The following is an 18,106-nucleotide window of genomic DNA, read 5'->3' on the forward strand; positions in this document are numbered from 1 at the left end:
CACTGAGCCCCCCTGACGGATATAAGGGTTTAATGCGATAGCGACGATTGTTCCAGCGGCTGATGTCCAAGCTGTCGGGCATTAAGGTCATCAGCCGAGATTTCAGGTGCTGCTGGTGCCTTCCGGGAAACAGAAACAGGCGGTGCTCTGGGCGGCGCGGGCACAGGCGCAACGGCTGGCGCCGCAGCAGTTTCTCCTGGTACAGGAACCGGCGCATTGGGCTGCACCGGCAGTGCAATCCCCGAGCCGAATGCTCCTGAACGGATGGCGTCAGCCGTCACTTCGACATTACGGCGAACCTGCCCTTCTTTCCCCAGCGGCGCACTGGTTGCCCCAGCCGTGGTCAGGACGATACCGCCGGCATTGCCGAACGACATCCGGAACGGAGCGCCTGCGGGATCGCCTTGCCAACTTTCACCCGGCTGCATCACACGCGAGACGAGAACATGCCCATCCCGGTCCCTGACCTGCGTCCAGACGGGGGCCAGCGCACGGAGCACAACAGCTCCCTCGGGCACAGCCGGTGGCAGATCCATGGCAGGCTGGCCGATCGCCACCGTCTGTTGTGTATTAGTCGGCTGCGCAGGCGCGACCTCGCCTGCGGGGGGCGTTTCTGAATCGTCATCCGACGCTGGAGGTGCCACAGATGGTGCAACCGTCGAGGGCGTGGATTGTGCAATTGAAGGCGCAGCAGAAGCATCAGGCGCAGGAGCATTCTGTATCGGTGCAACCGGTGGTGCCGACATTGCGGGAACAGAGGGCGCCGTCACGGGAGCATGTGGCTCCGGCGTCGGAGCGCGTCCGGGCATTACAGATGCGACCTGCGGAGAGGTCATGGCAGGGGTCGCAGCCCCTGGCATCAGTTCTGAAACGGCCGGCACCTGCCTCTGGGCCGGATTGTCATGCTCCGTAAAGCGGTACCAACCCACATAGGCTGCAACCACAACCACGAGTCCTGCCCCGACCAACACGCCGACTGGCAACCCGCGATCACCCTCAGGCTGCGGAAAAACCAATTCCGGTTTACGGGTTACAGCGCCGCGCGTGTCACGGCGGAACCGCTCGACTAGCGCATCCACATCAAGCTGCATGGCATGGGCATAGGTGCGAAGAAATCCCACTGCATAAGCCACGCCAGGCAGTTTCGACAGATCGTCTGCCTCGAGCGCCGCCAGCAGTTTTGGTCGGATTCGCAGCCATTCTGCGACATCTTCAAGCCGCCAACCAAGTTCCTCGCGACGCACACGCAGCACCGTTCCGACACTTGGCTGATCGGAAGGTTGCGAAAACGGACGGTTTGAGGGCGGTGGAGACATGGCCAGACAATCCGTTAGCTTGGCGCGTGAATGCGAGTTTCGCGCTGCCTGATGGCATTCACGGCCTGCTCAACCAGCGTCGCGATGATTTCGGCAACCGGACGGACTTCCTTGACCATGCCCACGGACTGACCAGCCATGACCGAACCCGTCTCCACATCACCGTCGATGACAGCGCGGCGCAGAGCACCCGCCCAGTAATGCTCGATCGAGAGCTGGGCTTCTTCCTTGGTCAGCTCTCCGCTCTGGAACTTCCGGAGCGCTTCACCCTGAAGACGCGCGAAGCTCCGACCCCCTTCATTCGACAGGCCCCGTACCGGGATAACAGGGAATAACTCATCGAGTTGCACAGTCGTCACCGCATCACGGGCATTGGCGCGCAGAAAAGCCTTCTTGAAGTTCTCATGCGCGATGCTCTCTTCGGACGCAGCAAACAATGTTCCGAGCTGCGCACCGGCTGCGCCCTGTTCCAGATAGGACAGGATCGCGTCGCCACGGCCCAAACCACCGGCAACGAACACGGGAACATCATGGATGTATGGCAGAATTTCCTGTGCCAGAACGGTCAGCGACACCGGACCGACATGGCCGCCGGCTTCTGAGCCTTCTATCACAAGCGCTTCAATGCCCATGCGCACCAGACGCTTGCCCAGAGCCAGTGCAGGCGCAAAACCGATCGCCCTTGCGCCGCCATCGCGCACCTTGCGGATCGTAGCGCTGTTCGGCACGCCGCCTGCGAGCACGATGTGAGAGACGCTGTGAGCCAGACACACATCCACCAGCCGGTCCAGCTCGGGATGCATGGTGATGAGGTTGACGCCGAACGGACGCTTCGTCATTGCCTGCGTAGCAACGATTTCCTCTTCCAAACGCTCGGGAGACATCGCGCCACAGGCGATGACACCAAACCCACCAGCGTTGGAAATGGCCGAGACGAGATGCCGCTCACTAACCCAGGACATAGCGCCGCCGAGGATCGCAACGTCGCTTCCAAGGAAGTCACAGCCCGGCTTCCACAGCCGGTCCAAAGTCGCGCGGGCGTCCAGAGCCTCGCTCGGGGTCTCGATCAGGGTTTCGCTCACGCGTCGGCTTCCTCTTTGGCATCAAGCCCATAAGCCGTGTGCAGTGCGCGCATGGCCAATTCGGTATATTCGGAATCGATCAGAACCGAGATCTTGATCTCGCTCGTGGATATGACCTGCACGTTGATGCCGCGATCGGCCAGCGTGCGGAACATCCGCGCGGCCAGACCTGCATTCGATCGCATACCGATACCCACGACACTGATTTTCACCACGTTATGAGACGTAATCAGTTCGCCATACTGGACGTATTCATGGGCCTTCTCCAGCACAGCGCGGGCAGCGGTCTCGTCAGCCTTACTGACCGTGAAGGTCATGTTCGTCATGTTGTCCACACCGACGCTCTGGACGATCATGTCAACATTGATGTTCGCGGCTGCCAGCGGATCGAAGATCGCGGCGGCAATGCCCGGACGGTCCGGAATATTCCGCACGGAGATTTTCGCTTCGTCATGCGAGTTGGCAATCCCCGCAACCAGTTCCTTCTCCATGATCTCGTCCTCATCAACAACAATCGAACCACTGTCATCATCCGTTTCCGCGAACGATGACAGAACCCGCACACGGACATTCTCGCGCATGGCGAGGCCGACACTGCGGGTCTGAAGTACCTTGGCGCCTACCGAAGCCAGTTCAAGCATCTCTTCGTAAGTGATGCGATCGAGCTTCTTGGCGCGTTTCACGATGCGCGGATCGGTCGTATAGATCCCGTCCACATCGGTATAGATATCGCACTGATCGGCATTAATGGCAGCCGCGACGGCCACGGCGGACGTATCCGATCCTCCGCGTCCCAGCGTCGCAATGCGGCCATCGGGACCTACGCCCTGGAAGCCGGCCACAACGGGCACAACATCTTCATCCAGACAGGCCAGCAGCGCCGTGCCGTCCACGCTCTCAATGGCGGCCTTGCCATGCGCGTCGTCTGTCACGAGCGGGATCTGCCACCCTTGGAACGACCGTGCCTTCACGCCGAGCGCCTGAAGCGCAATGGACACAAGCCCGCTCGTCACCTGCTCGCCGGCAGCGACAACTGCATCGTATTCCTTTGGATCGGCCAGCGGGTCCAACTCGGCACAGTAACCGACCATCCGGTTAGTGACACCGGCCATGGCGGAGACCACGACAGCGACACGACGGCCGCGGTCATGTTCCGCCTTCACGCGTTTTGCAACGTTCCGGATACGCTCGATATTTCCGACGGATGTACCGCCGAATTTCATGACAACCGTCTTCCGTTTCCCAATTTCGCCAGTCATGGCGGCATGAGGATAGGCACGACCGGAAAGCTGGTCGCGGACGGGAGTATCGGGCATGGACATCGCGGATAAGGCTCCAGTACGTGTCTGGCGTTGCGCGCTCGGGTCTGGCATCGGGTACGGCAAAGACATGCACACCACCCGGCACCTGGACAGACTCTGCCGGTCCACATACTCGTCTAGCTCCGTCACGTCCAGATGACGCGCAGCAGACAGGCACACAGAAGGAGAATTCTGATGCCCACAGAAACGTCCGCAAGACCGGATTCCAGACGCTCATCCGTATCGGAATCCGAGATCGCCCATTTCAGCGCCCTGGCGAAAGACTGGTGGAATCCACGTGGCCCCATGGCACCGCTTCATGCCATGAACCCCCTGCGGACCGAATGGGTCAGCCGTCATGTCGCCCCCATGCGCAAGACGTCCCCTGCACCGTTGTGCCTGCTCGATATCGGCTGTGGCGCAGGCCTGGCGAGCGAGGCCTATGCCAAACTCGGTTTTGACACGCTTGGAATTGACGCTAGTGCTCCGGGCATCCGCGCCGCTGAAGCGCATCTGGCCGAGCACCCGCTTCCGCCCGAGGCAGCCCCCCTATCCTATCGTAATGGAAGTGCAGAAGACCTCGTGGCGGAAGGCGCGCGTTTCGATGTCGTCAATGCGCTCGAGGTCATCGAGCACGTCAATGATCCGCAGGACTTCCTGAACATGCTGGCCACGCTGACAAAACCGGGAGGCATGGTCGCGGTATCCACCCTGAACCGGACCCCGCGCTCTTATGCTGTCGCCAAGCTCGGTGCGGAATACCTGTTGCGGATGCTGCCCGTTGGTACGCATGACTGGAAGAAATTCATCAAGCCCGACGAACTTGCCGCCATGGCCCGTAACGCAGGACTGCGGATGCTGAACATAGCCGGAATGAGTTATGTCCCGTTCCAGTGGCGCGAAAGCCGTGACACCGGAATCAATTACATCGCGATTTTTCGCAAGGACTGAACAAAAAAGGGCGGTTGCAATATATCATTTTGCTGCAACCGCCTTTTTGTGGATTAGAAGGTCTATCAGACCTGCGTGTTCATGAACGCAAAGGTTGTTGGACTGCCAACAGGAGTGAAATTGTTCGTAAACGCAATTTGTCCTGTCTTCTTGTCCACCTTAAAAGAGGTCACGGCATCCGAGCGCTGGTTGGCGCAGAACAGGAATGCTCCGGACGGATCGAACATCAGCGCGCGACCGTAATCTGCATGCATCCAGACCTCATCCTGAAGTGTTAACGTCCCGTCCGCACCGATGGCGAACACGGCCAGCGAATCACCCAGACGGTTGGAAACGTAGACGAACTTTCCACTCGCCGAGATCAGAATTTCCGCCGCAAGCGTCGAGCCTCGGAACTGCGACGTGACGGTGCTGACGGTCTGAATATCGCTGATCGCGCCAGTCGCCGGATCAAAATTGGAAACGACAACTTTCGAATCCTGCTCACACAAATTGTACAGGATGCGGCCAGAATGGTTGAACTGGAAGTGGCGCGGCGCCGAGCCCGGTTCCATATCGTAATAAGGCGTCTTGGCGGGGATAAGCTTGCCAGTATCAATGTTAAGCGTCCAGACATAGACGCGGTCCAGACCCGCATCGTCCACCAGCACGAACTTGCCGCTCGGGTCTGAGTGGATCATGTGCGGATGCGAGCCCGAATGGTCTGACACGGCAAAATTGCCCTGCGGATTGTCCGAAGCCCGCTCCGGTTGACGCGGGCCCGTATTGTGCACGACGTCCGAGGCCTCACCCAACGATCCGTCAGAGCGGATCGGCAGAACGGCAACGCAGCCACCCACATAGTTGGCGACCAGCACGTAACGACCCGAATGGTGAATGCTCAGATGGGCCGGAACGGCACCTTTAGAGCTGACCACGTTCAGCTTACGCAGCGAACCGGTCTTAGGATCGATTGCAAACGCCGTAACGGAGCCATCCCCATCCTTGTTGAAATCGTCAATCTCGCTCAGCGCGTACAAAAAGCGCTGGTCCTTCGAAATCGCAAGGAAAGACGGGCTGGCGATATCCGTAAAGGTCGTGATCGGTGTCAGAACGCCCGTGTCACGATCCATATCGAAAACAGAAATCCCCTGCCCGTTTCCGGTTCCACCTCCCGGCGGCCCATGTTTCGTATATCCGCCGACGAAACAGATCGTCTTTGCAACCGGCTTCGGCGGTGGCGGAGGTGTCGGAACTGCCTTTTCAGGGTCAACGGCCCCGGCGACACCGGTGCCGGCCACAGCAACACCGGCAACTAGTCCGACCGTAAAATTACGGCGGGAAACAGGGTGGGACATGATGGATCTGCATTCCTTTCAGTATGGCAGGGATAACGCCCACTACTAGGAAAAGACGCATTCCCGACCCCGATACCGGTTTCCCGGTCACTGGTTCAATGGGCGTCCTTCGGCAGTTTGCATTGCGGCCCCACAGATGGACCAGCGTAGCGGGTCCAGGTCTGGGTCTCCCCCAGAAGAGGCATTCCCAGAACGAATCCGCGCAGTTTCAAGACATTAGGCTCAGACACCCATATTCGTGCCTGATAAACCCGTCCGGTCCGTGGATCAAGAATATGACCCTGCCACTTACGATCCTCAATTGGGATAAAGTCTGTCAGCATACGGATTCCGCACTGCGATCGCCCCCAGACATCCCTGGGAACAGCCCCATCATAAGCCATGCCAATCAGCTGCCCACAGAGCATATGACCGCAGGGTTCAATGGAAAACAGACCGTCATGCTCCTCGGACAGCCACAAACCCTCTTCGGGAATATCCGAAGGAGCCACACCTGCCGGAGCAGATGTCTGCGCCTGTGCTGTGACACAGGAAAGTGATGATACAGCCAGCAGGACAGCCGCGAAAAAGCCTGCTCCCCGCATTCAGACCTTGCCCAACAGGGCATCAAGACGCCCCGCACGATCAAGTGCCATCAGGTCATCACAGCCCCCCAACCCCTTACCGTCCACAAATGTCTGCGGCACGGTCCGACGGCCGGATCTACGAATAGACTCCTCGCGCTCGGCCGTTCCGTGAGGCGCGTTGATTTCCTGAAATTCTATCCCCTTGGAGCGCAGCAGGCTGACGGCATGCACGCAATAAGGACATCCAGGCTGGGTATAAATCTCGACTTTCGACATAGGATCCTCATTCCTGGACAAAACGTGGGTTCTGTTCATCCACTCTCCCGGTCCGCGCTGCAACCAAAATATCCACACTCGCCGCACCGGCCATCATCAAAGCCATCGTACAGGCCGATGCTGTGGACCCTGTCGTCAGCACGTCATCCACAAGCAGGAGGGCCTGTCCCTCTATTCGCGCTTCACGTTCTTTCCTCACCCGAACAGCATGTTCCATCTCCCGCCCGCGCTCCCCGGCAGACAGACGGGCCAGCGCGCGCGTAGAGCGGACGCGCTGAAGCGCATCCACCACACAAGGCAGCCCCGTAAGCCGCGAAACACCCTGCGCCATTAGGGCAGCCTGATTGTAACGTCGTTTCCACAGACGAGTACGAAACAGCGGAACGGGCACGACAAGCGTGACGTTTCGCAGCATATCCTCGGCAGCCGATGTCATCTGGCGAGCCAGAACAGCTGCATTTTCAGTATGATCGGAATATTTCAGCGGCAGAATCAGGCGCCGCGACCACGTGTCGTAAACAAAAGCCGCCCGAGCAGAACGCCAGACCGGCGGATGGATCTGACAGGCCGCACAGCAGCTCTGAGTACCGCCCAGGCCCTCGTTTTCCAGCGGAACACCACATCGGTAACAGCTGGGAGAAACAATCCTGTGAGCGGTTTGGAAACACGTACTGCAGAACGCGCCTTCCGTCATGACTTCTGTCCCGCAGGCCGCACAGGTCGGAGGCAGCAGCGTATCCAGAACAACGCGCGCGCTGCGGTTCAGAAACCGTTTCACCCCGTACGCATCACCAGCTTAAGCGTAATTCGGGATGCGTCGATCAGGACCTTGCCCTGATGCTGGAAATTAACAGTCACCCGCTCTCCCACAGCCGACTGGACCTGACCCCAGCCCCATTCGGGGCGATCAGGATGCTGGACAATCTGCCCAGGCTCAAGAAAGGATTGAAAGGGCCCGATCACCGACAAATCTGCCTGAAGACCGGAACCCGTTCCATGTCAGTGCCCTGCATTCTCACCGGAAAAATCAGGGGCCTCGAGACCAGAAGCTTCAAGCTGTGCGGCTAACGCCGCCTTCAGACGATCAAGCCCGGCGTCGTCACACGCCTCCGCCCGGGCCACCAGAACGGCCTGGGTGTTGGAAGCCCGAAGCAGCCACCAGCCATCGGGCGTATTGACGCGGACACCGTCAATTTCAGAGACGTCCGCGCCCTCTTTCCTCAGACGTTCAGCCACTTCCGTGATGACCTCAAACTTGCGTGTGTCATCACAGTTGAAGCGCAACTCTGGCGTCGTAACCGTCACCGGCAGGCTGTCACGGAAATCCGAAAGCGGCCCCGGCAGACGCGAAACGATCCCCAGAACGCGCACGGCAGCATAAAGCGCATCATCAAAACCGTACCACTTGTCGGCAAAGAAGATATGTCCGGACATCTCGCCCGCCAGCGGAGAGCCAGTTTCGGCCATCTTGGTCTTGATGAGCGAATGGCCCGTCTTCCACATCAGCGGCTGCCCACCAGCCTTTGCGATCTCATCAAAGAGGATCTGACTGGCTTTCACATCCGCGATGATCGTGGCACCCGGGTGACGGATCAGAACGTCCTGCGCCAGCAGAACCAGCATCTGGTCGCCCCAGAATATCTGACCGCGATTGTCGACAATACCGATCCGGTCTGCGTCACCATCAAAGGCAATCCCCAGATCCGCCTGCTTTTCGTCCACAACACGGATCAGATCCTGAAGATTTTTCTCGACCGTTGGATCAGGATGATGGTTCGGGAAATGTCCGTCGATCTCTCCGAACAGAACCGTATGCTCGCCCGGAAGACGCTCCACCAGACGACTAAGCACGGCGCCGGCTGCAGAGTTGCCATTGTCCCAAACGACCCGCAATGGCCGGATCCCATCGTAATCCTGCAAAAGCCGGTCAATATATCGGTCGGAAATATCGAGCATGGCCGCCTGCCCGTGTGTCGCAGGAAGAACATCACCACATGCTGACAGACGACCCAGTTCGCGGATCTGATCACCGTAAAACGGCTTGCCACCCATCATCATCTTAAAGCCGTTATAATCGGGCGGATTATGGCTTCCCGTGACCATAACGGCGCCATCAGCGCCATCGGCCACGGATGCGAAATAGAGCATGGGCGTCGGACCACATCCGATCCGTGTCACCTCCGCTCCGGATTCGACAGCCCCCCGAACCAGTGCATCTTCCAGAACTGGCGAAGACAGACGGCCATCATATCCGACCACAATCCGCTTTCCACCGGCACGGATCACCATACTCGCAAATGTGCGACCAATGGCGAAAGCATCCGCCGGATGCAGCGTCTTTCCGACGATCCCGCGGATATCGTATTCCCTCAGGCTCGTCGGATCAAAATCATGCCGGAATGGCATCAGGGCGCATCCATATACTGCTTGTATTTCTTAAGGAACGCCTTCACGGACGAACCAAGGTCCTCACGGTCGATCGAGAAGGCGATCTGCGCTTCGAGGAATCCGGCTTTGTCGCCGCAGTCATAGCGCGTACCTTCGTAACGCAGACCATGGAACGGCACTTCACCGATTGTCTTGGCCATTGCATCCGTAAGCTGGACTTCATTACCCGCGCCACGCTCCAGCTTCGCCAGATATTTCATGACGTCCGGTGTCAGCACGTAACGACCGATGATGGACAGGTTCGACGGAGCATCTTCTGGAGCCGGCTTTTCGACAAGCCCCTTCACCTCGACCAATTTGCCGTCGTCGCTGCCAACATCAAGAATGCCGTAGCGGTTCGTATGTTCAGGCGGAACTTCCGTGACTGCCACGACATTACCGCCCGTCTGGTTGTAGGCCTCGACCAACTGACCAATGCAACTGCGCCCCTTGACGATATCGTCCGGCAGCAGGATGGCGAACGGATCATCGCCGATAAACGAACGTGCACACCAGATGGCATGCCCCAGGCCCAGCGGCTCCTGCTGACGCACAGCAACAAGGGACCCTGCCTGCACACTGCTGGGTGCCAGCGCTTCAAGCGCGCTCTTCTTACCGCGCTCCTTGAGCGTTGCTTCAAGTTCATAGGCAATGTCGAAATAATCGATCAGGCTGTCCTTGCCACGACCGGTCACCAGACAGAATTCTTCAATCCCAGCTTCGCGAGCTTCATCAATCGCGTACTGGATCAGCGGCTTATCGACGACAGGAAGCATTTCCTTCGGCATAGCCTTGGTGGCAGGCAGAAACCGCGTTCCAAGACCGGCAACAGGAAGGACAGCTTTTTTCAGTGGCTTGATCACGAAACCTCACACATCAGCCGAAACAACGCCCGACCGCCGAACCACAGGTCCAGACGCTCTCAAGGACGAAACAAGGAATAAACCTGTCTCAGCAGTCTGGCAACAAAATGGCACAGACCCAAGATACGGCAAGGAAGCACTTTGCTCCCCTACGAGGTTTATTTTCATGATGTCTGATTTTTACTGGGATACACCGACATCTGAATGTCAGTGGTGCGGCCGAGAAGACTCGAACTTCCACGGGGTTGCCCCCACAAGCACCTCAAGCTTGCGCGTCTACCATTCCGCCACGGCCGCCCCGTGACAAACGATCCTGCTTGGTGCATGACCGTCCGGTGTGGGAGGGGCTATAGCCGATGACTGATATAAGGGCAATGACCCGAAATGCGATTTGTGAAGAAATTTTGTGGAAATCCTCTCCGGGACTGATCCCCTACCCCGTGGCCCTGAGCTTTATGGAGGGGCGTGCACAGGCTATTCATCAGGGGACAGCAGAACCGCTGGTCTGGCTCGTTGAGCATCCTCCTGTCTTTACGGCAGGCACCTCCGCTAAAGACGCAGACCTTTATAATCCGCACGGTTATCCGACCTATTCCGCCGGACGCGGCGGCCAGTGGACCTATCATGGACCGGGCCAGAGGCTCGGTTATGTTATGATGAATCTGACGAAGCCAAACGGCACCGTCCAGTCCCGCGACCTGCGCGCCTTTGTCGCGGGACTGGAAGGCTGGATGACCGACGCTCTCGCTCGGCTGGGCGTCACGGCCTTTACCCGCGAGGGCCGGATCGGCGTCTGGACGATCGATCCCCTGACGGGCCAGGAAGCCAAGATCGGGGCGCTGGGCATCCGCGTCAGCCGCTGGGTCAGCTGGCATGGCGTTTCGATCAATGTCAGTCCCGATCTGACCGATTTCGATGGAATCGTGCCCTGCGGCATCCGCGAATTCGGCGTCACCAGTCTCCAGCGATTCGACAGCAGCCTGACGATGGCGGATCTCGATAACGCCCTCGCCGCTGCATGGCCAGAACGGTTCGGCTCTATTCCGCGGGCGGCGTGAAGACGGACGGGGCGATGACCACCCCCTGCTGCAAAGCGGAAAGCTCCACCCCAAAATGATGCTGTCGGGCATCCACGCCCTGCAGCCCGATCAAACCGAGCTGACCGTTCACGTCCGAAAACTGGATCGTCAACAGACCCTGGGACGGATTATCCGCCTGCGCGACCGAAATCTGCAGCGATCCGTCTCCATGCCGTACATCCGTAACCTGCACGTCGCCGTCGAACCGGATCGGATATTTCAGCAACAGGCCGAGCGGATTGTGTCGCAGCGACAGATGCGTGACGGCGCCCGTCGCCCGATCGTCGAGCACGAGATGCCCGTCACCGGCGACAAGTTCCATCGGATGCGGCACGACATAATCCAGCCTCAAATGCCCCGGAATATAGGAAAAACGTCCTGCGCTTTCCCCGGCATCAGGCCCATGTTGCAAAAAAGCCGCTTTCAGTCCCTTAACACCGTTCAGATAGGCCTCGATACGATGCACGTCGTCCTGCTCGGCCGCAGGCAGGTGCCCGTAGCCACCCGTCGCACAACCTGACAACAGAAGGAGGACCAGAAGAGCACGTTTCATGGGGTTTTCTCTCCATGCAGGACCAAGGAGAGCGCATGCAGTCCGGAGCTGAATTCCTCAGCCAGAAGATCATTGACCAGCCGATGGCGCGCCACCCTGTTCAGTCCATCAAACCGCGCGCTTGTAATGGCGACATTGAAATGCGTCTCCCCGCCGCTGCCAAGAGCTTTCGCCCCGGCGTGATGGGCGTGACGGGCGCTGTCATCCTGGATCTCGATCGTCGTGGGCAACAGTTCCCGTCGAAGGATCGCCTCGATCCGTTCCCGTCGAGTGCCATGCGGCGCGGAAGGGTGTGAAGCTGTTTCAGACATAATGAAAATCGTCCGGCTTGAGGAATGGCCGCTTGCATCGGGCGGCTGTGATTGCCCATATCAGACACCATGCAGCGCAAATCTACCAGACACCGGGCCTTCGATCCCGATCCTGACGCGCCGGAACAGGTCTGTGACCATCCGGGCTGCAACGAATCTGCGGGCTACCGTGCACCGCGCGGGCGTGATGCCCTGCGTTCGTATTTCTGGTTCTGTCTTGAACATGTCCGCGAATACAATTCCCGCTGGGATTTCTATCGCGGCATGACGCCGGGTCAGATCGAAGCGCATCTGCGAGCTGACGTCTCATGGCAGCGCCCGTCCTGGAAGCTTGGTACCGGCACGGCCAACAAGGCCGAATTCAACGAGGACGACATCCTCGACCCGCTCGACATCCTTGGCGCGACCCGTCACAGCCGGGCCGAACGGGCGAAAGATGCGGCCCGTCAGCGCGCGCCTGCTCACGCCTCCGGAATCCCCGAGCTCCTGCGCCAACCGCTTGCGACCCTGGATCTGACATGGCCAGTCTCTTTCGATGACGTGAAGACCCGCTATCGCGCCCTCGCCCGCCAGCATCATCCCGATGCCAATATCGGCGATGCGAAATCCGAAGAGCGTTTCAAGGCCATCGGCTCGGCCTATTCCGTACTGAAAGTCCATTTCACCCGGCAGGATGATTTCGTTTCCTGAATTTTTAGACTGGAACACAGGACGCCGAGGCTCCATCTTCTCCAGAACATCCTGATCCAAGAGCCAGAGAAAGCCCAAGAGTCCCATGAGTGATTTCGCGACGATTGACACCCCGGAAGCCGTGACCACCGCTGAAAATGCTGCGGTCCCGACCAGCGTTCTCGGCGCGCCCGATCTCATGATCTCCTCGGCAGAAGTCTTTGGTATCCGCACGGACATGCAGGTTCCGGCCTATTCCATACGCACGGAACATGTCCCCGACATCGACCCGTCCTACAAGTTCGACGAAGACACCACCCGCGCCATTCTCGCGGGATTCGCTTTCAACCGGCGCGTCATGGTCCAGGGCTTCCACGGTACCGGAAAGTCCTCCCATATCGAGCAGATCGCCGCGCGCCTGAACTGGCCCTGCGTCCGGATCAATCTCGACAGCCATGTGTCGCGGATCGACCTGATCGGCAAGGACGCGATCGTCCTCAAGGACGGCAAGCAGATCACGGAATTCCGCGAAGGCCTGCTGCCCTGGTGCCTCCAGCACCCCTGCGCCCTGATCTTCGATGAATACGACGCCGGCCGTCCGGACGTGATGTTCGTCATCCAGCGCGTGCTGGAAGCCGAAGGGCATCTGACGCTTCTGGATCAGAACCGCGTCATTCGTCCCAACCCGGCTTTCCGCCTGTTCGCCACCGCCAATACGGTAGGTCTGGGCGACACGACCGGCCTGTATCACGGAACCCAGCAGATTAATCAGGGCCAGATGGACCGCTGGAATATTGTTGCTACCCTGAACTACCTGCCGCTGGAGCAGGAAGTGGGCATTGTTACGTCCAAGCTGAAGATTCCAGCAAAAGACAAGGATGCCACAACCCTGGTCGAACGCATGGTCGCACTAGCGAACCTCACACGCTCCGGCTTCATGGCGGGTGACATTTCCACGGTCATGTCTCCGCGCGCTGTCATTGCCTGGGCCGAAAACAACCGCATCTTCAACGATGTGGCATTCTCCTTCCGTCTCACCTTCCTCAACAAATGCGACGAGGCCGAGCGCGGAATCGTGGCAGAATACTATCAGCGTTGCTTCAACACCTCACCGCTGGCCTGATCCATTGTCTGCTCCTGAGACCTCCCTCACCGACGAAGAACGGCAGGAACGCTTCCGTCAGGCCACCATCGCCACTCTGCGCGCCATGGGGGGAGCGCCAGAGCAAGGCGTAGATTTTCAGAGCGCAGTCAACGGAAGCCGTCAGAACGCCGTCGCTGCCGGCAATGTAGAGCTGCCCTATCTGTCGCGCCACATGCACGACTGGGAAATCCGCAAGATCAGGGGAGCTGCGGATTCCGCAGCCCTGCGGATGCGCTACCATACCCAGAAAGACGCAAGCGCACCGGCTGAGCCCGTAGCCCGCCAGGCGTTTGATGCGCTGGAACAGGCCCGTTGCGAGATTTACGGCTCACGCCATATGGCTGGTGTACGGGCCAATCTGGAACAGCGCGTCGCCCAGCATTGCGCCGAACTTGGCTGCAACCGGATGAAAACGCGCGAGGACATGCCGGCTCCCGTCGCGCTGGATCTCCTTGCCCGAGAAGCCATGAGCGGCCACCCCATGCCTGTTCAGGCCGGAGCGGCTCTGGATGAATGGCGCGCGTCCCTGACACCCTCGGCAAAAGCCGCACTCGCCGACATGGCCCGCACCCAGAGCGACCAGACAGCCTTCGCCCGCGCAACAACCCGCTTCCTTGGCGCCTGCAAGCTCACGACCGTCCCCGATGAGGACGAAGAGCAGATGGCCCCGTCTGATCTGCCGTCCGACGAAGAGGAAACGACGGACAGCGATGCGCCTGAGGCAGAAGGTCAGGACCAGCAGGCCCCTGCCGCCACCGAAGAGGAAGAAGACGGCTACCAGCCCGAAAGCGGAGAGACTGGCCTTTCCGGCGAAAGCGAAGCCACGGAATCCGCTGAGATGTCGGAAGACGGCACCGAAGAAGCTGCCGGACCTTCAGACCAGCAGGCCGACACCGGACCTTCCGAATCTCTCAATACCTACAAGGCGTACACCACCGATTTCGACGAGGAAGTGAACGCATCCGATCTGTGTGACGCCGATGAACTGGACCGGCTGCGCCAGAAACTCGACCAGCAGATGTCCCAGCTCCATGGCCTGGTCTCACGCCTTGCGCACCGGCTGCAACGCCGCCTCATGGCGCAGCAGCAGCGCCGCTGGGAGTTCGAGCAGGAAGAAGGCATTCTCGACGCCGGGCGCCTGTCCCGCGTCGTAACCAATCCGACCCTTCCGCTATCATTCAAGCATGAATGCGAGACGGAGTTCCGCGACACGGTCGTTACTCTCCTGATCGATAATTCAGGCTCCATGCGCGGACGCCCGATCGGCACGGCGGCCATCTGCGGCGATATTCTTGCCCGCACGCTCGAACGCTGCGGCGTGAAGGTCGAAGTTCTTGGGTTCACGACCCGCCAGTGGAAAGGTGGCCAGAGCCGTGAGCGCTGGCTCAAAAACGGACGCACACCCCAGCCAGGACGCCTGAACGATCTGCGCCACATCATCTACAAGGATGCGGACACCCCCCTGCGGCGTGCCCGGCGCAACCTAGGACTGATGCTGCGCGATGGATTGCTCAAGGAAAACATTGACGGCGAAGCCCTGCTCTGGTCCTGGAAACGGCTGCGGCGACGCCCGGAACACCGCCATATCCTGATGGTGATTTCCGATGGTGCACCGGTCGATGACAGCACGTTCTCCGCCAACCCGCACAACTATCTGGAAGACCATCTGCGCAAGGTGATTGCCCGGATCGAGGCGGATAGCAGCACAGAACTTCTGGCCATCGGCATCGGTCATGACGTCACGCGCTATTATCGCAACAGCGTCACCATCAACTCCGCCGAAGACCTCGGCGGGACCATGATGGCACAGCTCAGCGCGCTATTTGCGCCTTCAACCGGTCGTCGCGTAGCGCGATAACGGCCTCCAGCATCCGGTCGGTATGGGCGGTCGTGGTGCGGTGATTGACGATCGCCGCCCGCACCGCCAGCCGACCATTGATCTTTGTCGTGGACGGCGCAGCGATCCCGCTTTCATGCAGATCCTGCACCAGTTCCGAGACTTCGGCATCTTCAAGACCCTCGATCCCGAAGCAGACGATATTCAGCGTCACCGGCGCCAGCAGAACCAGCCCATCCGTCCGCTCTACGCGCCGTGCCAGATCGGCAGCCACATCGCAGCATATTTCGACCATTTCTCCCATACGCTCGGCTCCGTAATGGCCCAGCGTCATCCAGACCTTGAGCGCCCGGAAGCCGCGTGACAGATCCGGCCCGAAGTCACAGAACCAGGGCGCTCCGGCCGCAAGCCCGCGCTCTTCACGCACGAGATAATCCAGGGACTGCGCAAAAGCCGCCGCATGTTTGCGGCTGTCGCGCACCAGCACGCAGCCCGCGTCATAGGGAACCTGCGCCCATTTATGGAAATCAAAAGCCAGACTGTCTGCTTTCCCGATCCCCTCAAGCTGCGGCTGAAAGCGCGATGAAAGACAGGCCAGTGCACCAAATGCCGCATCCACATGGAACCAGAGCCCAGCCTCACGAGCGACCCCCTCGATCGCCGCCAGATCGTCAATCGCCCCGCAGTCAACGGTTCCGGCCGTACCCGCAACCATGAACGGCACGAAACCGGCCTTCTGGTCCTCGGCGATCATGTCCCTCAAGGCGCTGACATCCATACGATGATCCGGCAGAACGGGAACGCGCCGCAGCGCCGCGCTTCCCAACCCTGCCAGATCAAACGCCCTCGGCAAACATCCATGAGCAGTCGTCGCGGCATAGCCCACGAGCCTGCGGTCACCGATTCCTTCCTTCCGGATGGACAGATCCTGCGCCCGGCTCGCCGTTATCACGCTGATGAAGTTGGCCATGGACGAGCCCGTTACCAGACACCCCGAGCCGTCCTGCGGCATGCCGACCATCTGCAGAGCCCAACGGATGACCTCACGCTCAACCTCAATCGGTGCGTGATCACGTCCACCACAATTCGCATTCAGACCAGCCGCCAGCATTTCGGCCAGCATTCCGACCGGCGTTCCTGCGCCATGCACCCACCCCATGAAACCGGGATGGGTATTCCCCACGCCATAAGGCACGACCAGATCAAGATAACGCCCATACAGATCGTCGAGGGAACGTCCTTTTTCCGGTAGTCCTTCCTTCAGGGCCTGCCGGGCAGAAGATGGCATGGATCTCCATACGGGCCCCTCTCCCACATGCTCCATGCGGTCAAAGACCTCATCCAGCATCCGGTGCCCGATGTCACGAATGCCACGCCAGTCGGTGGGGTCCAGTCCGGCCATGATTATCCCTTCACCTGAAATCCGTCAGGTGTCTGCGATACAGGGCCGCCAAGCCGATGTCACGCCAGGAAAGGCGTTCAGAACAGGGCGGAATACAGCGATGAACTGCTATCGCTGCTCGAGTTTTCAGTAAAAAGGGAAAGAATACTCGTGCTAGAACCGCTCCCGCCATAGAGCGTCAGCATACTTGCTGGCGTCGTGCTCGTAACGGGGTGGATCTGCAGCAGGGCGAGGTATTGCTGCGCGAACTGCTGGATTCCCCGCTTCGTACTGAGTTTGGAGAGATCCAGTTTCGATCCAAGCAGACGGACCTGCTGATCATAATCCAGCGCGCCGAACTGTGTCGTGTCAAAACCGGAAACAACCTCAGCCACTTTCAGGAGCTTCGGATCTGCCATCACATTGGCAAGCGTCATATCCGTCGTGGCTGTCCGGGTGAAATACAGCGCATCTCCCAGACCCGGTGTTTCTGTCTGCAAGCTGTCTTCATAACTGTTGGTTAGGTAACTCTGCGTGATGCTCTGCACAGTGTCGGAAGACGACAGAGGGGAGGTCGACCAATCAGAAAAAGCATTCGCAAAAGCCTTCCAGGCCGAGTTCCCGCTGGTCTGGGCCAGAGATTTGGACGAGGTCGGATCCTGTGTCATGAGATCCTTGATAACCGCTGTCTGACCAATAACCGAAGACATTCCATAGGCCCCAAGCACCACCGTGAGGGCCTTGTAGTTTTTCAGAAGCTGCTCCGGTGTCTTGATCGAAGCCGCATCCTTCTGGAAGGCCGTGACAGCCTGCTGGGTGGAGACGCTTGTTTTTTCCCACTTGTTTGCCGAAGAGTCTTCATCCTTGATGATGGAAACATACTGCGGAATGGCGGGCATGGCGGAAATGGAGGAAGACACGCGCGTTTCTCCGAAAAAGGAGTAGGTCCGTCACTCTATCTCCCTATTCTCTAATACAGTCTTAACGTCTCTTGTCCTTTTCCACAGTCCGGA

19 protein-coding genes and 1 tRNA gene are annotated in these 18,106 nt (G+C 59.2%); 5 read left to right on the forward strand and 15 right to left on the reverse strand.

The window, feature by feature from the left end; translation table 11 throughout:
* Nucleotides 1-29: 29 nt before the first annotated feature.
* The 3 genes from GSP01_RS04510 to GSP01_RS04520 are packed head-to-tail and all read right to left on the reverse strand — an operon-like array spanning nt 30 to nt 3,720.
* Nucleotides 30-1,316, reverse strand: coding sequence for a helix-turn-helix domain-containing protein (locus GSP01_RS04510; protein ID WP_141351148.1), 1,287 nt, complete (start codon nt 1,314-1,316; stop codon nt 30-32).
* A gap of 14 nt (nt 1,317-1,330) precedes the next feature.
* Nucleotides 1,331-2,398, reverse strand: a complete 1,068-nt coding sequence (locus tag GSP01_RS04515; RefSeq protein WP_174787544.1) for an NAD(P)H-dependent flavin oxidoreductase — start codon at nt 2,396-2,398, stop codon at nt 1,331-1,333.
* Nucleotides 2,395-3,720, reverse strand: a complete 1,326-nt coding sequence (locus GSP01_RS04520; protein ID WP_141351329.1) for an aspartate kinase — start codon at nt 3,718-3,720, stop codon at nt 2,395-2,397. Before GSP01_RS04520 ends, GSP01_RS04515 begins: the two co-directional genes overlap by 4 nt.
* A 174-nt stretch (nt 3,721-3,894) precedes the next feature.
* Here GSP01_RS04520 and ubiG point away from each other — a divergent pair, with 174 nt between their 5' ends.
* Nucleotides 3,895-4,650, forward strand: coding sequence for a bifunctional 2-polyprenyl-6-hydroxyphenol methylase/3-demethylubiquinol 3-O-methyltransferase UbiG (ubiG, locus tag GSP01_RS04525; RefSeq protein ID WP_141351149.1), 756 nt, complete (start codon nt 3,895-3,897; stop codon nt 4,648-4,650).
* Between the two features lie 65 nt (nt 4,651-4,715).
* On the opposite strand, the gene GSP01_RS04530 is transcribed toward ubiG, so the two are convergent.
* The 8 genes from GSP01_RS04530 to GSP01_RS04565 form a co-directional block, all read right to left on the reverse strand.
* A complete protein-coding gene (locus tag GSP01_RS04530) occupies nt 4,716-5,987 on the reverse strand; it encodes a lactonase family protein (protein ID WP_141351151.1) in 1,272 nt (423 codons plus the stop codon).
* 95 nt (nt 5,988-6,082) lie between these two features.
* Nucleotides 6,083-6,571, reverse strand: coding sequence for a DUF2147 domain-containing protein (locus GSP01_RS04535; RefSeq protein ID WP_141351154.1), 489 nt, complete (start codon nt 6,569-6,571; stop codon nt 6,083-6,085).
* A complete protein-coding gene (gene grxC / locus GSP01_RS04540; RefSeq protein ID WP_141351157.1) occupies nt 6,572-6,829 on the reverse strand; it encodes a glutaredoxin 3 in 258 nt (85 codons plus the stop codon). It lies immediately after the preceding gene.
* Nucleotides 6,830-6,836: 7 nt separating this feature from the next.
* Nucleotides 6,837-7,607 (reverse strand): ComF family protein, encoded by a 771-nt coding sequence (locus tag GSP01_RS04545; protein ID WP_306414207.1) that lies wholly within the window; start codon nt 7,605-7,607, stop codon nt 6,837-6,839.
* The gene (locus GSP01_RS04550; protein WP_141351159.1) at nt 7,604-7,792 is read right to left on the reverse strand and encodes a DUF3553 domain-containing protein; all 189 of its coding nucleotides are present in this window, start codon (nt 7,790-7,792) and stop codon (nt 7,604-7,606) included. The genes GSP01_RS04545 and GSP01_RS04550 overlap by 4 nt, the downstream gene beginning before the upstream one ends.
* Before the next feature lie 36 nt (nt 7,793-7,828).
* On the reverse strand, nt 7,829-9,235 hold the full coding sequence (gene pgmG, locus GSP01_RS04555) for a phosphoglucomutase/phosphomannomutase PgmG (RefSeq protein WP_141351161.1): 1,407 nt from the start codon (nt 9,233-9,235) through the stop codon (nt 7,829-7,831).
* Nucleotides 9,235-10,119 carry a UTP--glucose-1-phosphate uridylyltransferase GalU gene (gene galU / locus GSP01_RS04560; protein WP_141351164.1) on the reverse strand — a complete coding sequence of 295 codons (885 nt, stop codon included), beginning with the start codon at nt 10,117-10,119 and terminating at the stop codon, nt 9,235-9,237. Before galU ends, pgmG begins: the two co-directional genes overlap by 1 nt.
* Nucleotides 10,120-10,330: 211 nt before the next feature.
* Nucleotides 10,331-10,416 (reverse strand) — tRNA-Leu (locus GSP01_RS04565).
* Nucleotides 10,417-10,475: 59 nt separating this feature from the next.
* On the opposite strand from GSP01_RS04565, the gene lipB reads away from it, so the two are divergent.
* Nucleotides 10,476-11,177: a lipoyl(octanoyl) transferase LipB gene (gene lipB, locus GSP01_RS04570; protein ID WP_174787545.1), complete on the forward strand. Its 702-nt coding sequence runs from the start codon at nt 10,476-10,478 to the stop codon at nt 11,175-11,177.
* Here lipB and GSP01_RS04575 read toward each other — a convergent pair.
* A complete protein-coding gene (locus GSP01_RS04575; RefSeq protein ID WP_141351167.1) occupies nt 11,158-11,751 on the reverse strand; it encodes a LolA family protein in 594 nt (197 codons plus the stop codon). The genes lipB and GSP01_RS04575 overlap by 20 nt on opposite strands.
* On the reverse strand, nt 11,748-12,062 hold the full coding sequence (locus GSP01_RS04580; protein ID WP_141351169.1) for a BolA family protein: 315 nt from the start codon (nt 12,060-12,062) through the stop codon (nt 11,748-11,750). The genes GSP01_RS04575 and GSP01_RS04580 overlap by 4 nt, the downstream gene beginning before the upstream one ends.
* Nucleotides 12,063-12,131: 69 nt before the next feature.
* Between GSP01_RS04580 and GSP01_RS04585 the strand changes: the two genes are divergently transcribed.
* From GSP01_RS04585 to GSP01_RS04595, 3 genes are all read left to right on the forward strand, one after another.
* Nucleotides 12,132-12,752, forward strand: coding sequence for a DnaJ domain-containing protein (locus tag GSP01_RS04585; RefSeq protein ID WP_141351171.1), 621 nt, complete (start codon nt 12,132-12,134; stop codon nt 12,750-12,752).
* 85 nt (nt 12,753-12,837) lie between these two features.
* Complete coding sequence (gene cobS / locus GSP01_RS04590; RefSeq protein WP_141351174.1) at nt 12,838-13,854, forward strand: cobaltochelatase subunit CobS; 1,017 nt, start codon at nt 12,838-12,840, stop codon at nt 13,852-13,854.
* A 4-nt stretch (nt 13,855-13,858) separates the two neighbouring features.
* Nucleotides 13,859-15,733 (forward strand): cobaltochelatase CobT-related protein, encoded by a 1,875-nt coding sequence (locus tag GSP01_RS04595; RefSeq protein ID WP_141351176.1) that lies wholly within the window; start codon nt 13,859-13,861, stop codon nt 15,731-15,733.
* On the opposite strand, the gene GSP01_RS04600 is transcribed toward GSP01_RS04595, so the two are convergent.
* Nucleotides 15,687-17,114, reverse strand: a complete 1,428-nt coding sequence (locus GSP01_RS04600; protein WP_141351179.1) for a pyridoxal phosphate-dependent decarboxylase family protein — start codon at nt 17,112-17,114, stop codon at nt 15,687-15,689. The genes GSP01_RS04595 and GSP01_RS04600 overlap by 47 nt on opposite strands.
* A gap of 77 nt (nt 17,115-17,191) precedes the next feature.
* Nucleotides 17,192-18,013 carry a DUF1217 domain-containing protein gene (locus GSP01_RS04605; protein ID WP_141351182.1) on the reverse strand — a complete coding sequence of 274 codons (822 nt, stop codon included), beginning with the start codon at nt 18,011-18,013 and terminating at the stop codon, nt 17,192-17,194.
* Between the last annotated feature and the right edge of the window lie 93 nt (nt 18,014-18,106).

The sequence above is a fragment of the Gluconobacter sphaericus NBRC 12467 genome (genome assembly GCF_006539125.1).
Lineage (GTDB): Bacteria > Pseudomonadota > Alphaproteobacteria > Acetobacterales > Acetobacteraceae > Gluconobacter > Gluconobacter sphaericus.